The 14,437-nt window shown below is 64.7% G+C and carries 11 protein-coding genes; 8 read left to right on the plus strand and 3 right to left on the minus strand.

What is annotated here, in order from left to right; genetic code table 11:
- The first annotated feature begins 139 nt into the window (after positions 1 to 139).
- Positions 140 to 1,093 carry an ROK family glucokinase gene (locus DF200_RS02140; RefSeq protein WP_109136650.1) on the plus strand — a complete coding sequence of 318 codons (954 nt, stop codon included), beginning with the start codon at positions 140 to 142 and terminating at the stop codon, positions 1,091 to 1,093.
- A gap of 112 nt (positions 1,094 to 1,205) precedes the next feature.
- On the opposite strand, the gene DF200_RS02145 is transcribed toward DF200_RS02140, so the two are convergent.
- The gene (locus DF200_RS02145) at positions 1,206 to 1,751 is read right to left on the minus strand and encodes a hypothetical protein (protein WP_109136651.1); all 546 of its coding nucleotides are present in this window, start codon (positions 1,749 to 1,751) and stop codon (positions 1,206 to 1,208) included.
- 48 nt (positions 1,752 to 1,799) lie between these two features.
- Between DF200_RS02145 and DF200_RS02150 the strand changes: the two genes are divergently transcribed.
- Entirely contained in the window at positions 1,800 to 2,489 is a 690-nt protein-coding gene (locus tag DF200_RS02150; protein ID WP_109136652.1) for a lysophospholipid acyltransferase family protein, read from the plus strand.
- 5 nt (positions 2,490 to 2,494) lie between these two features.
- Here DF200_RS02150 and DF200_RS02155 read toward each other — a convergent pair whose 3' ends face one another.
- Both DF200_RS02155 and DF200_RS02160 read right to left on the minus strand, forming a co-directional pair.
- The gene (locus tag DF200_RS02155; RefSeq protein WP_109136653.1) at positions 2,495 to 4,567 is read right to left on the minus strand and encodes a protein kinase domain-containing protein; all 2,073 of its coding nucleotides are present in this window, start codon (positions 4,565 to 4,567) and stop codon (positions 2,495 to 2,497) included.
- A gap of 47 nt (positions 4,568 to 4,614) precedes the next feature.
- Positions 4,615 to 5,760, minus strand: coding sequence for a polyprenyl synthetase family protein (locus DF200_RS02160; protein ID WP_158275748.1), 1,146 nt, complete (start codon positions 5,758 to 5,760; stop codon positions 4,615 to 4,617).
- A 269-nt stretch (positions 5,761 to 6,029) separates the two neighbouring features.
- Between DF200_RS02160 and DF200_RS02165 the strand changes: the two genes are divergently transcribed.
- From DF200_RS02165 to DF200_RS02190, 6 genes are all read left to right on the plus strand, one after another.
- On the plus strand, positions 6,030 to 6,695 hold the full coding sequence (locus DF200_RS02165) for a hypothetical protein (protein WP_109136655.1): 666 nt from the start codon (positions 6,030 to 6,032) through the stop codon (positions 6,693 to 6,695).
- 103 nt (positions 6,696 to 6,798) lie between these two features.
- Positions 6,799 to 8,214 (plus strand): RNA polymerase sigma factor, encoded by a 1,416-nt coding sequence (locus DF200_RS02170; protein ID WP_109136656.1) that lies wholly within the window; start codon positions 6,799 to 6,801, stop codon positions 8,212 to 8,214.
- Positions 8,215 to 8,337: 123 nt separating this feature from the next.
- On the plus strand, positions 8,338 to 10,599 hold the full coding sequence (locus tag DF200_RS02175; protein ID WP_109136657.1) for a DNA gyrase/topoisomerase IV subunit B: 2,262 nt from the start codon (positions 8,338 to 8,340) through the stop codon (positions 10,597 to 10,599).
- A gap of 243 nt (positions 10,600 to 10,842) precedes the next feature.
- Positions 10,843 to 11,832 (plus strand): ribokinase, encoded by a 990-nt coding sequence (locus tag DF200_RS02180; RefSeq protein ID WP_109136658.1) that lies wholly within the window; start codon positions 10,843 to 10,845, stop codon positions 11,830 to 11,832.
- 10 nt (positions 11,833 to 11,842) lie between these two features.
- Positions 11,843 to 12,868 (plus strand): LacI family DNA-binding transcriptional regulator, encoded by a 1,026-nt coding sequence (locus tag DF200_RS02185; RefSeq protein WP_109136659.1) that lies wholly within the window; start codon positions 11,843 to 11,845, stop codon positions 12,866 to 12,868.
- A 65-nt stretch (positions 12,869 to 12,933) separates the two neighbouring features.
- Positions 12,934 to 14,433: a purine-cytosine permease family protein gene (locus DF200_RS02190; protein ID WP_109136660.1), complete on the plus strand. Its 1,500-nt coding sequence runs from the start codon at positions 12,934 to 12,936 to the stop codon at positions 14,431 to 14,433.
- The last annotated feature ends 4 nt before the right edge of the window (positions 14,434 to 14,437 follow it).

The raw sequence follows: 14,437 nt of genomic DNA on the forward strand, positions 1-14,437 counted from the left end.
AAAAAACCAACCGATTGGTAGGTTGCTCGGCGTGTCGTTCCTGTCGCTGGTATCATGGCAGTGTTGAACGTTCTAATTCCTCCGTATGGGTGCGTCATCGACGAGCGTCAACGGTGGGATACGGCGATAGGGAGGATTCATGTACACACTGGGCATCGATATCGGGGGCACGAAGATCGCGGGTGCCGTCTGCGACGAAAACGACAAGATTCTCAGCCAATGGCGCGTTCCGACGCCGACCGATCCCGAAGAGATCAACGACTGCATCATCGAGATCTACAACGAGGCGCTGAAACTGCACTCCGACATTCCCACCATGGGCATCTCCGCGGCCGGCAACGTCAAGGCCGACCGTCGCACCATAAGCTTCTCGGCCAACATCGCCAAATGGATCGGCTACCCGCTGGCGGACCGCATCGAGGAGCGGACCGGGGGTAAATGCAAGGTCGTCGTGGAGAACGACGCCAACTGCGCAGGCTGGGGTGAGTACATCCTCGGGGCGGGCCGTGGCAGTCGTGACATGGTCATGCTCACCGTGGGCACCGGACTCGGAGGGGCGGTCATCATTAACGGCGAGCTCTACCGTGGGGCGTTCGGCATGGCGGCCGAACTTGGGCATCTGCCCATGGTCTCCGACGGGGACTTCTGCGGTTGCGGACTGCGTGGATGCGCGGAGCGTTACACCTCCGGCAACGCCTTGGAGCGGTTCGCGCGCGCCGGCATCCGTCGTATGCCGCAGAAGGCCGATCGGCTTCTGGAACTGTGTGGCGGGGACGTCCACGCCCTCGAAGGCAAGATGGTGTCCCAAGCCGCCCAGGAGGGCGACGAGCTGGCGCTGTATGCATTCGGCAAGATCGGGGAATGGCTGGGCCGTACCATGTCCGCCATCGCCGCGGTGATCGACCCTGACCTGTTCGTCATCGGCGGTGGCGTCGTCTCCGTCGGCGACATCCTCCTCAAGCCCGCACGCTACAACTATGTGCGTTTCCTTCAGGCGGCCGCCTACCGTGAGCATGCGAGGATTCTGCCCGCCACCGCGGGCGGCGACGCCGGTATGATCGGAGCCGCCGATCTGGCGCTCCGCAATGCGTGACCGGAGTCGCCCGGCATAGGCGTCAACGACATAGGGGGCGTTTGATTGCTGCCCCCTATGTCGTCGGTACGTTCACATATTCCGCTGAGCGCCGTTCATGCCCATGCGCCATTCACACCCTGGCGCCGTCATCGAAGATGTCGCGACGGGTCTCCGAATGGCCACGATGACGTGCCAACAGGCCGCCGGCGCCGATCAATGTCATCACACCGCACACCGTGCCCAGAAGAGAGGCCAACGACGGCAGCAGCACCGCCGCCGCCAGTCCCAGCACACCTGCCACCAGCAGGATGACGAACAGCAGGCCGCTCCTGCTGACGGGCCCGAGGGAAGGATTCGGCGGCGTGAACGTGGAGTCGCCGTCCATCGTCTCGTCTACATCCAGCCAACTGCTGTTGCTGAAGTCACGGGGGCCCCTGCCGGTGGGGGGAGTTCTGGTGAAGGCCTCCGCCTTGAGATCATGCACACTGAACTGCGCCTTCTTCTCCGCCTTCCGTGCGGCCTTGTCGAATTTCCGCGCGCTGCGCGAACGGGCCACCTCATCCAGATCGCTCTCATGGGACGAGAGAAACTCCTCCCACTGGAGGTGTTCATCATCGCCGTTCGCCCCGCCGTTTGAAGACGTCGGGTTCACATTGCTATCCTTGTTGCCGGTCATATCTATAACTGTAATCGTGAATCTGCCATCATACGGCTTGGAGGTATCGTGCTTTACTGGTTCTTCGTCAGACTGCTGGGGCCGCTGGCCCGCCGTCGGTTCAACCCCACCGTCAAAGGGCTGAACAACATTCCGAAGAAGGGCGGTGCCATCATCGCGGCGAACCATCTCGCGGTCATTGATGACGGTCTGCTGCCGTTGGTTTCCCCGCGCATGATCCACTTCATGGGCAAGGCCGAGTACTTCGAGGGCAAGGGCATCAAAGGACGGCTCAAGAAGTGGTGGTTCACGTCGGTGGGCGTGTTCCCCGTCGACCGTTCCGGCGGCAGGAAATCGTTGGGCGCGTTGGAGACGGCCCGGGGAATCCTGGAGGACGGCCATCTGTTCGGCATCCATCCCGAGGGGACCCGCAGTCCCGACGGACGCCTCTACCGGGGACACACCGGGGTGGCCCGCCTCGCGCTTGAGACCGGATGCCCGATCATTCCCACGGCGATCATCGGCACCCGTGAATTGCAGAAGCCGGGACAGGTGATTCCCGGCAAGGGACGCACCACGGTGATCTTCGGCAAGCCCATCATCGTGAAGAAGGTGCCCGCCGACAGCCTCAACCATGATGAGCTGCGCGAACTGACCGACCGGATGATGAAGATCATCGGCGAGGCCAGCGGACAGGAATACGTGGACGAATACGCGCAGAAGGTGAAGCAGCGTCTCGCCGCCCAGGCAAAGGCCTGATTCCGTTACACCACGGTGAGCGTCACGACCGTGGCCTTGCCCTTGGCGTCTCGTATACGCACCTGCTTGCCCGGGTCCGGATTCTGCAGTCGGACGGTATGGGTGAGGTTGCCCAGAGGGGCGGTGACCTTGACGTCGAGACCTAGGGCCTTGAGCGCCTTGGTGGCCTCGTCCTCGCTTTTGCCCCGGACATCGGGGACCGTCACCATCTGCGGTCCCTTGGAGACCACAAGGCTCACGGCATCGCCCCAATGCAGCTGCGACCCCGCCCTTACCGAGGCAGAGACCACCTTGCCGGCGGCCACCGTGTCGGAGTACTGCTCCGTGACCGACATCTTCAGACGGGCCTCGTTCAATGACGCGATGGCATCCGCCTTGTTTCTTCCGACCACGGCGGGCATGGCCACCGGTTTGAGGCCCTTGGACAGCGTCACGGTGATGCGGGCGTTGTGCTTCACCGTGGATCCGGGCTTGGGATCGATGGAAAGGATCGCGCCCTGCGGCACGTCCATCGAATACTCGTCCTTGGATTCGTCATGCGATATGTTCGAGAAACCCGTCTTGCGAAGTGCTTCGACGGGGTTCCTGCCGTTCGTGGAGTTCGCGTCGGCGATGTCCGCGGGAACGGTCAGCTGACGCACCCCCTTGGAGACGACGAGATGCATGAACTCGTTGTTCCTCTTGCTCACATGGTCTCCCACGTTGGCGGGACTGGCCGAGATGATGGCGCCCTTGGCGACGGTGTCGCTGAATTCCTCGATGGACTCGTACGGTATCCCCGCCACCTTGAGCGTGCTCTCATAGTCCGAGAAGCTCGCTCCCTTGAGCGGGCATGCCCGGTCCTCCCCGCATCGCACGTCGGTGGCGGCGGGCACGGTCCAATAGCTGCCGGGCCCGAGATAGTACCACCATGCGAAACCGCCTCCGCCTCCGGCGATCAGCAGGATGACGAGCACGACGGCCGCGATGATCATGGTCCTGCGGCGTGACCCGCCACGATTCGCCGTCGCCGAGCCGCCGTCCCCGCCGGATTCGGAATGCTGGGCCGGCAGATCGCGACGCAGAACATCCTGCCGGCCCATGACCGCGTCATCGTCGTCGGATGAGGGAGTGCCGAACCGTGAACGGCCTGTGCCGTCCGTCCCGGACGGCCGATCCGACAGGGGGAGCACGCTGGTGGGGCGTGGCGTATGTCCGGATCCCACCCGGTACGACAGCTCCGTGGGCGTCAACCCTCCGACGAAGCCGCGCAGCTCCTCCAGAGCCGCCATGGCATCATCGGGACGGTCCGACACCATGCGGCAGGTCAGATGCGCGATGAACTCGGAAACGGGGCGCGGCATCCCCGGATGTCCGTCAGCAAGGGCGGGCACGTCCTCGTGCACGTGCTTGAACACCATGGTAACCGGATTGTCGGCGTTGAAGGGAACGTCCCCGGTGAGCATCTCCCATGCCATGATGCCGACGGAGTACAGGTCCCCCTGTGGAGTGGCCTGATTGTGCTCGATCATCTCGGGGGCGAGGTAGGCGGCCGTGCCCAGCAGCATGCCCGTGGTGGCGAGCGTGGCCTGCGAGGCCGCCTTCGCCAGTCCGAAATCGGTGATCTGCACGCGGCCGCGTTCGTTGAGCAGGATGTTCTCCGGCTTGATGTCCCGATGCACCACGCCCACTCCGTGCGCCGCTGACAGCCCGTCGAGGATCTCCCCGATGATGCGCATCGTTTCACGTACGGTGAACGTGCCCACCCGGTTCATCTCGTACCGGAGGTTGACGCCGTGCACGTATTCCATGACCAGATAGTCGAGTCCGTCGAATTCGCCGGTGTCGTAGATCTGCACGATGTGGGGGTTGGCGATGGCCGCCGCCGAACGCGCCTCGCGTCGGAACCGTTCCACGAACTGGTCGCGATGGGGTCCCTGCGCCAACTGCGTATGCATGACCTTGATGGCGACGGTTCGCGCGAGGCGGGTGTCGTCGGCCTCGTAGACGGTGGCCATGCCGCCTTCGGCGATTTTCCTCGTGATCGTATACCGGCCGTCGATGGTCTGTCCGATAAGGGTCCCCGTCACTTCACTCATGGTTCATATACTACGTTTCGTTCGTGCCGGCGAGGCGAAAAGGCATGTCATGCCGGAGAAATCTCCACGTGAAGTGCACCGGGGATGAAACGGGCGCACATGGACCGCAGCGTTTCCGTGGAATCGGGTGACAGTCCGAGTTTCGCCGATGTGTCGGTGATGGCGTCCCTCGTCCGGTCCCACAGCCGTGCGATGCGGTCCTTGGACCGGTCGACGGCACCCGAAGCCACGAAGGCGTCGATGATGCGGGCGACGTCGTCGTCATCGCGTCGAGGGGCGGAGAACCGCTCGCGCAGGAACGCGGCCTCGGACGGCAGGGAACCGTCGAAGGCGTCGAGGGCGTCGGCGAGCAGCACGGTCCGTTTGCCCTCGCGGATGTCGCCGCCTACCGGCTTGCCGGTCACTGCCGGGTCCGCGATGACGTCGAGCAGGTCGTCTGCCAGCTGGAAGGCCGTACCCAACGGCACGCCGATCTCCCGTGCCGCGCCGCGGCAGACCGTCGGATCCAGCCCGGCGGCGAGCAGGGCGAGCTCTATCGGGGCCACGGTGGTGTAGCTGGCGGTCTTCCAGCGGGACACGGCCAGGGCGTTCGACGCCAGCGCCGCGGGGGAGTCCAGCGGCATTCGCTCCGCCGCGAGATCCATGACCTGCCCGATCTCCACGTCGCGATGCATCGCGAGGAACCGGTCGAGCATCCATCCATGGTTCGCCATCGGGGCCGTGGCCTCGTTGACGATGGCCACGCTTGCGGTGGCGAGCAGATCCCCGAGCATGATGCCCAGCCCATTGCCGATCGAGGCGGCGTCGGAACCCATGGGCGTGGGGGAGTGTCCGGCGCAGAACGATTCCAGCGCCTTGTGCGCGGCGGGCCTGCCCCGACGCACGTCGGCGTCGTCGATGATGTCGTCATGGACGAGCGCCGCGGTCTGGAACACCTCGATGGCGCAGGCCGTGTCAAGCGCCCCGCGGGCTTCGGCGTCATCGGTATCCACAGGGCCGCGCAGGACGTCATGGAACGTCAACAGCAGCAACGCACGGAGCCGCTTGCCCCCCTGGCTGGATACGAGGGCCTGATCGGCCACCGCACGGCACAGCCGCTCGCTCGTCGCGGAGCCGAGGTCCTCGGAATGCGTGTCGAGCAGCCGGACGACGAGCTCTTCGATGCGCCGCTCGATCCGGTCACGTGTCGTCATCAATGGGTCCTGAACGTTCATGGAAGACACAATAATGAACCGGTGCTGACAACGCCGTGCCCCCGGCCGGTGTCGGCCACCCGTCCCGGGCGGGCGCCGAACCGCACGGCCGCAACGAAAAACCACGTTCGTCAACATTGCCGGAAAACCATGGGCGGGGCCTCGCCCGTCTGCGATAGTGGGATACAGGCGAGGACGATGGCGAAAGGGGATGCGTCGCCGCCGGTGGGGACCGTCCCCGCCGCGGACGGGGCGAAAGGAGCCTGAGGATGACGACAACCGTGGGATTGCGGCCGCTGAGCGGAGACTACGCGGATGAGGACAAGCTGCGGTCCATGAAGGTGGACGAACGGACGATGGACATGGCTCGGGAGACGTTCAGACGGTCCCGGCGCAGGGAAGGGGTGCCGGACGCCGACCGGTCCTGGTTCGGTGAGCCTCTGCGGGAGTGGGCCCGACTGCTGGAGGGCCGGAGCGACGATCTGGACCGTGCCGTGATGATCCGGCTGTGCGTGGGCATGGGCGAGGTGATGTCGATGCGTGACGCCATGTTGATGGCCGTGCTGGCGAAGGTGGAACAGGAGCGTCTGCTCGTCCTGGCCACGGAGCCGCACGACAAGGACAGCGGCCGATTGGTGTACGAGACGCTCCGGGACGGTTTTGAGAACCCTGCGAGTCGCCCCGACACGGAACGTTGCCAGCGTGGCATCGATGCCCTGGCGCGGATGGTCTGCCTGGTGCCCGCAGGCTACTCCGTGCAACCGCTGACCACTCTGGCGTATCTGCTGTGGTGGGTGGGCAGGGACGAACAGTCGCTGGCCTGCGCCATACGCGCGTTGCTGCTCGACGACGGGTGCACGATGGCGTCCATAATCGCCGGCTCCATCGCCCGTGGCGTGTTCCCCGCATGGGTTCACGGAAGGGAGCGGGAATAATCGTCCTTGGAACGTGGTTCACTCTATTAGTTGACAATTTGCTCTTGCCATAAGTGCGCCTTCATGCTAGAAGGGCGGGGCAGGACGAAGCCAGGAGGATAAGTTGGCAGGCGAGAAGACGACGGCAACGCGTGGAACGAAGCGTAACGCAGCGGCGAAGGATTCGACTTCCACGGAATCCAAGACGGCTGAGGAGACCACGGCGAGGAAGGGCCGTACGGCCAGAAAGGGCGCCAAGGGTCCCGCGCGCCGCACCGCGAAGGCCGCGCGGCCCAAGGGCGCCGCGCGGGGCAAGGCCTCCCGTGCCAGCAAGAAGGTCGACGACGAGCTGGAGCTGGACGACGAACTGCTGGACGACGCCGATGTGGACGATGCCGACCTCGACGGGGGATTCGACGACGTCAGCGAAGACGGCGACGCCGAGGATAGGGAGAACAACGCGGATGGCGATGATTCCGAAGGCGATGCGGAAGGCGAGGAGAAGTCCAAGCCGAAGCCCCCGGAACAGCCGAAGGAGAAGGGCGCGTTCGTCGTCACCGATCTCGACGACGATGACAACTACACGCCGTCCGGCAACCCCAAGCGCCGCGTGATCGCCACCGGCGCGACGGCCGATCCGGTCAAGGACTACCTCAAGCAGATCGGCCGGGTAAGCCTGCTGAACGCGGAGCAGGAGGTCGACCTTTCCGAGCGCATCGAGGCGGGCCTGTATGCGCAGCATCTGCTCGACACCGAGGGAGACAGCCTCGACTTCAAACGTCGCCGTGAGCTCAAGTGGGCCGCCAACGACGGCCGCAAGGCCAAGGACCACCTGCTGGAGGCAAACCTGCGACTCGTCGTCTCGCTGGCCAAGCGATACACCGGTCGAGGAATGCTGTTCCTCGACCTCATCCAGGAGGGCAATCTGGGACTGATCCGCGCCGTGGAGAAGTTCGACTGGAAGAAGGGGTTCAAGTTCTCCACGTACGCCACGTGGTGGATTCGCCAGGCCATCACCCGCGCCATGGCCGACCAGGCGCGAACCATCCGCGTCCCCGTGCACATGGTGGAGGTCATCAACAAGCTTTCGCGTGTGCAGCGCCAGATGCTGCAGGACCTCGGTCGCGAACCCACGCCCGACGAACTCGCCCGTGAGCTCGACATGCCGGTCGAGAAGGTGCAGGAGGTGCAGAAGTACGGGCGCGAGCCGATTTCGCTGCACACCCCGCTGGGCGAGGACGGTGATTCCGAGTTCGGCGACCTCATCGAGGACACCGACGCCATCGCCCCGTCCGACGCAGTGGCCTTCTCGCTGCTTCAGGAGCAGTTCAAGCAGGTGCTGGAGACCCTTTCCCCGCGCGAGGCCGGCGTCATCAAGATGCGCTACGGTCTTGAGGACGGCCAGCCCAAGACGCTTGACGACATCGGCCGCGTATACGGCGTGACACGCGAGCGTATCCGTCAGATCGAATCCAAGACGATGTCGAAGCTGCGCCATCCGTCCCGCTCTCAGACGCTGCGCGACTTCCTCGACCAGTGAATCGTCATCATCGGCTGCGGTTCGGCGGGTGCCATCGGCATCCGCCGTTCGCATGACGTGGCATTCGCTTCAATATCAACGTAATTCGATCTAACGCAATTCGACGACAGTTTGGGTGGGGAAATGGCTGCAACCAAGGAAGAATACGATGCGAAGGACCTCGCGGTGCTTGAAGGCCTCGATGCGGTGCGCAAGCGTCCGGGCATGTACATCGGCACCACCGACTCCCAGGGGCTCATGCACTGCCTGTGGGAGATCATCGACAACTCCGTCGACGAGGCGTTGGCCGGATTCTGCACCAGAATCGTGGTCACGCTGCATACGGACGGCTCCATCACCGTGGCCGACAACGGCCGGGGCATCCCCGTCGACAAGGAGCCGAAGACCGGTCTGACGGGCGTCGAGGTGGTGCTCACCAAGCTGCATGCCGGCGCCAAGTTCGGCAATGCGTCGTATAACGCCGTCGGTGGTCTTCACGGTGTCGGCTCGTCCGTGGTCAACGCCCTGAGCTCCCGTCTCGACGTGGAGGTGGACCGCAACGGCAAGACCTACCGCATGGAGTTCCGTCAGGGTCATCCGGGCGTCTTCGCCGACGCCGACCCCGGGCATCCCTCGCCCGCCTCCCCGTTCAAGAAGACCCGCAAACGTTCCCCGACCGAGCTGCGCGAGGTCGGTGAGGTGCCGGCGAAGACCACGGGGACACGCATCCGCTATTGGGCCGATCCGGAGATCTTCAACGCCACCGCGCGGTTCAGCTACGAGCAGCTCATCGACCGCGTGCGGCAGACCAGCTTCCTCGTTCCCGGGCTGTCGATCACGGTGGTCGACGAGAACATCCCCGAGACCGGAGACGAATCCGTCGACGATTTCCGCGAGGTGGACGTCATGCCGTCGGAGGGCGCCGCCGAGGCCTCCGACCGGTCCGAGGCAGGCGCGGGCGATTCCGGCACCGCATCCGTGGAACCGTCCGCGGCGCGGCAGATGGAAGGACGCTCGCATGCCCGGGTGGAGGAGTTCCTTCATACGGGAGGCGTCGTCGACTACGTGGACTTCCTGTCCAAAGGCGAGCCCGTGTGCGACATCTGGCATGTGAGCGGGGAAGGCACCTATCAGGAGGAGACGCAGGTCGTGGGCCCAGGCGGCGACCTGCACGCGCAGATGGTGGAGCGCACATGCGGGGTCGACATAGCCCTGCGATGGACCAATGACTACGAGACCACCATACGCAGCTTCGTCAACGTGGTGGAGACCCCCGGCGGCGGCACGCACGTGGACGGGTTCCTCAACGCGCTCACCAGGCAGGTGCGCAGGAATGTGGAGGCCAACGCCCGCAGGCTCAAGGTGAATCTGAAGGATTCCGCCACGAAGGTCGAGCGCGACGATGTGACGACCGGTCTGGTGGCCGTCGTCACGGTGCGCATCGCCGAACCGCAGTTCCAGGGACAGACCAAGGACGTGCTCGGCACCGCCCAGGTCAAGCCCATCGTCGCCCGTCTCACCGACCGGCAGTTCGGCGAGATGATCGCCGGCTCCAAACGCGGCTACAAGGAGCAGTCGGGCCGTGTGCTGGAGAAGATCGCGGGAGAGATGCACGCGCGCATCCAGGCGCGCAGGACGAAGGAGGTCACGCGCCGCAAGAACGCCCTCGAATCCGCGTCCATGCCGTCGAAGCTCTCGGATTGCCAGCCCGGCAACGACGACATCGCCGAGCTGTTCATCGTGGAGGGCGATTCCGCGTTGGGAACCGCCAAGGCAGCCCGCAACTCCATGTTCCAGGCGCTGCTGCCGATCCGCGGCAAGATCCTCAACGTGCAGAAGGCGTCCATCTCCCAGATGCTCGCCAACAAGGAATGCGCCTCGATCATCCAGGTCATCGGCGCGGGATCGGGGGCCACGTTCGACATCGCCCAGGCACGGTACGACAAGGTCATCATGATGACCGACGCCGATGTGGACGGCGCGCATATCCGGATTCTCCTGCTCACCCTGTTCTACCGGTACATGCGTCCGCTCATCGAGCACGGGCACGTATATGCGGCGGTGCCCCCGTTGCACCGCATCGCGCTCACCGGCAAACGCAAGGGCGAGTACATCTACACGTACTCCGACGACGAGCTGGCGCAACGCACGGCACAGCTGGACAGAGGGCATATCGCCTACGATGACGATATCCAGCGTTACAAGGGACTCGGCGAAATGGACGCCGACCAGCTGGCCGACACCACCATGGACCCGCGCACACGCATGTTGAGGCGCATCCGGATGGAGGACGCGGCGCAGGCCTCGGAGATCTTCAGCCTGCTCATGGGCGGAGAAGTGCCGCCGCGCAAGCGTTTCATCGTCGACAACGCCGACGATTTCGATCGTTCCAACATCGACGCCTGACTCCCGTCGTTCCTCCGGGGCCGTCTCCGGAGGAACGACGGCACGATAACCCCATGTTCGTTCCCCTGTGTCGGCTTGCATAATTTGGTCTAGCGTTTTACCATGAAATATGTCGGCGTTCCACGCAACATCTCAATACCATCCACTCATCCGCACGAACCCAGTAATCACGGACTACGAAAGGCGATGCCGCCGCGATTCCGGCATGGCATCGCGCGCCGGCACCATGCAAGGGAGACAGACATGAACGTGAACGGCATCAGCAGGGAAGAGGCGCTCGAACGGCTCGCATCATTCGCCCATACGGCACGGCCCCTGGTCGTGGTCGGGTCGATGAACGCCGACTACACCGTGACCACGGAGCGACTGCCCCGGCCGGGCGAGACGGTGAACGCCGGTCCGCTGCGCGTCCTTCCGGGGGGCAAGTCCGGCAACCAGGCCGCCACCGCGGCGAAGATCGGCGCCGATGTGCGCATGCTCGGCGCTGTGGGGAGCGACTCCAACGCCGGCTTCCTTCTGGACGAGCTGGGCAAGGCGGGCGTCCGCACCGACACGGTGCTGCATGTCGACGGCCCCAGCGGCACCACCGTCATCACCGTGGATTCCCACGGCGAGAACACCATCGTCTACTCGCCCGGTTCGAACGGCAAGGTGAGCCCCGAATACGTCCGGGCGCACGCCGACCTCTTCGACGAGGCCGCAGTGCTCGGCCTCTGCCTGGAAAGCCCCATGCCCGCCGTTATCGAGGCGGCCCGCATCGCCCACGAAGCGGGCGCGAAGGTGCTGGTCAACGATTCGCCGTTCATCCCCGAGCTGCCGCGCGAACTCATCGTCAACGCCGACATCCTGCTGGTCAACGAGCATGAGATGAGCCAGCTGCTGGGCATCGACGAGCCCGAGGACGGCGACTGGGACGCCGTGGACTGGGATGCCATCGTCACGCAGATGTCGGGCTTCGGCTTCGATCAGGCAGTCATCACCCTCGGCGGCGACGGCAGCGTCGTCATCGACGATGGAAGCGCCCACCGCATCTCGCCGGTGAAGGTGGACGCCGTCGACACCACGGGCTGCGGCGACTCCTTCATGGGCACAATACTCGCCGGCCTTGCGTCCGGTCTTGACCTTGTGACCGGCGCACAGGTCGCCTCCTACGTATCCGCCTACGCGGCCACGGGATACGGCGCCCAGGCGTCATACGGCACGACGGAGCAGATCGCGGCAAGATTCGCCTAGGCTGGAGAACATGGCCAAACGCACGACGATCAAGGATGTGGCGGCCGCCGCGGGAGTCTCCGCCACGGCAGTCTCCCTGGTATTGAACAACCGTCCGTCACGGGTATCCGAGGAGACCCGTGACGCCATCCTCCGCGCCGCCCGGGAACTGCACTACGTCCCCAACCAGGTGGCCCGCACGCTGGTGACGCAGCGCTCCATGCTGCTGGCGCTGATCGTACCGGACATCCAGAACCTGTTCTTCGCCGCCCTCGCCAAACGGCTGGAGGACGAATGCCGGAGAACCGGTTACTCGCTGATCATCGCCAACACCAACGATTCACGCACGGCCGAACACGACGTCCTCGTCCGCCTCGCCGCCCGCGGGGTGGACGGCATGTTCCTCATCGTTGCGGGCGAATCCGGCGGCGACATCACGGCGTTGCGGGATGACATCGGACGATGCGGATGCCCCGTGGTGCTGGTGGACCGCATGGCCGGGGCGTCCTGGTGCGACGGCGTGGGCATCGACAACCATGCCGGAGGCCGCATGGCTGCGCAGTATCTCATGGAATGCGGTCATCGCCGCATCGCCTGCGTCTATGGGGACACGCGTATCGGCAACGCCGCCGAACGACGTGACGGCTTCGTGGATGCGCTCGCGGAGGTGGGGCTTGCCCCCTCCGTCATGATCGAAGGGGACTATCGGCACGAAGGCGGCTACGACGCGGCCGACGACGTCGTGGAATCAGGCGCCACCGCCGTATTCTGTTGCAACGACCTCATGGCCCTCGGCCTTATGCAGCGCCTTCGGGAACGCGGGCTTCGCGTTCCGGACGACATGTCCGTCATGGGATACGATGGCATCGCCGACCGGTTCGGGTTCGGCTTCGAGCTGACCACCATCGGCCAGAAGATAGGGTGGCTTTCCCACGAGGCCTCGGTCCTGATGCGTGAGCGCATCGGGGAATCCGGGTCCTCGGGCGCGTCGGGGGAGCGGAGCGTCATCATTCCACCCGAGCTCATCCGCCGGGGAACCGTGTCGATGAGAACATAGCCGTCGAACAGCCCATGGTCGTGTACTCTGTTTGGGGAAATGCAAACCCGGCAAGGAGGCATGGCATGAGCGATACGCCGGCATCGACGGCCGCGGCCACAGGAGGGCCCGAGGCCAATGGAGTCAATCCCGTACCCGAAAGCGAGCGGCACGGCAGATCACGGGACCTGTTCGCGGTATGGTTCGCATGGAACGTGTCCATCATGGGCATCAGCTACGGCATCTACGTCTATGGACTCGGTCTCGGACCCCTTCAGGCCATCGTCGCCGGAACCCTCGGCTACGCCATCTCGTCGTTCCTCGTGGGCGTGCTTTCGGTGGGAGGCCCGCGAACCGGCCTGCCCACGCTGACGCAGACGCGTTTCGCCTTCGGATATCAGGGCAACCGCATCATCGCGTTCTTCGCCTACCTGTCGAACATCGGATGGAAGGTCACCATCATCACCCTGGCCTCCACCACCGGGGCCAACATCTTCTCCAGACTCAATCCCGCCGTGTTCGCCAAGGACGACGGCACGCCGGTCACGTGGCTCGTGCTCATATGGTTCATCGTCGTTCTGGTCGTCACCATGGCGTTCGCCGTGGCCGGCCACGGACTGATCATGAAGGCCGAGAAATGGATCTCCTGGATCACCGGCGTCTTCACCATCGTGTTCATCGCCATGATCCTGCCGCACATCCACTGGGACAGGCTGGCGGGACAGCCCGACGGAGGCCCCATGGTGTTCGTCGGCGGCGTCGTCATGGCCATGACCATGGTCGGTCTGGGCATGCTCAACTACGGCGGCGACTTCGCACGCTACCTGCCCAAGGACACCAAGGCGCGCGGCGTCATTGGATGGACCACCCTCGGCATCTCCCTGCCAGTCACGGTGCTGCTGATCCTCGGCATCCTGCTCGCGGCCACCAACGACAAGCTCGGCGAAGCCGCAGCCTCGGACCCCATCGCAGCCCTCACGGTGCTCCTGCCCACATGGTTCTTCGTGCCGTTCAGCATCGTCATCGTCATCTCCCTGGTCTCCGCGGCCATGACCGGCATCTACTCCTCCGGCCTGGCCCTCATGGCGGTGGGCCTGCCGGGGTCGCGCGTGGTCATCACCATCATCAACGGATGCATCATCGCATTCGGGGCCTTCTACCTGCTGTTCATCTCCACATCGTTCCTGGCCACGTTCCAGGCGTTCCTCGCACTCATCGCCGTGCCCATGGGAACGATGGGAGGCATCCAGCTCATCGACTTCATCCGTCAGAGGCGCTATGGCTGGGATGTGCGCATGGCCCGCACCAAGGGGTTCGGCGGCCGTTCGGGACGATGGACCGCCCTGACCGCAATGGGCGTCGCCACCGTGGTCGGACTCGGCATGGTCACCAGCGCCGACCCGAACATCGCCAAGGTCGTCGGCTTCCTGCTTACGCCCGAGCAGCGGACCGGCGTCATCGGATCGACAAACATCGGCGTCGTAGTCGCCATGATCGTCGGTACGGTCCTCTACGCCATCCTCACCTACGGATTCGGGCTCGATCCCAAGCCGGACCGTTCCCGGCTCGAATCCGCAGACCAGTGAGCGA

Origin of the sequence: Bifidobacterium catulorum, assembly GCF_003129925.1 — a bacterium.
In the GTDB taxonomy this organism is placed as follows: Bacteria; Actinomycetota; Actinomycetes; order Actinomycetales; family Bifidobacteriaceae; genus Galliscardovia; species Galliscardovia catulorum.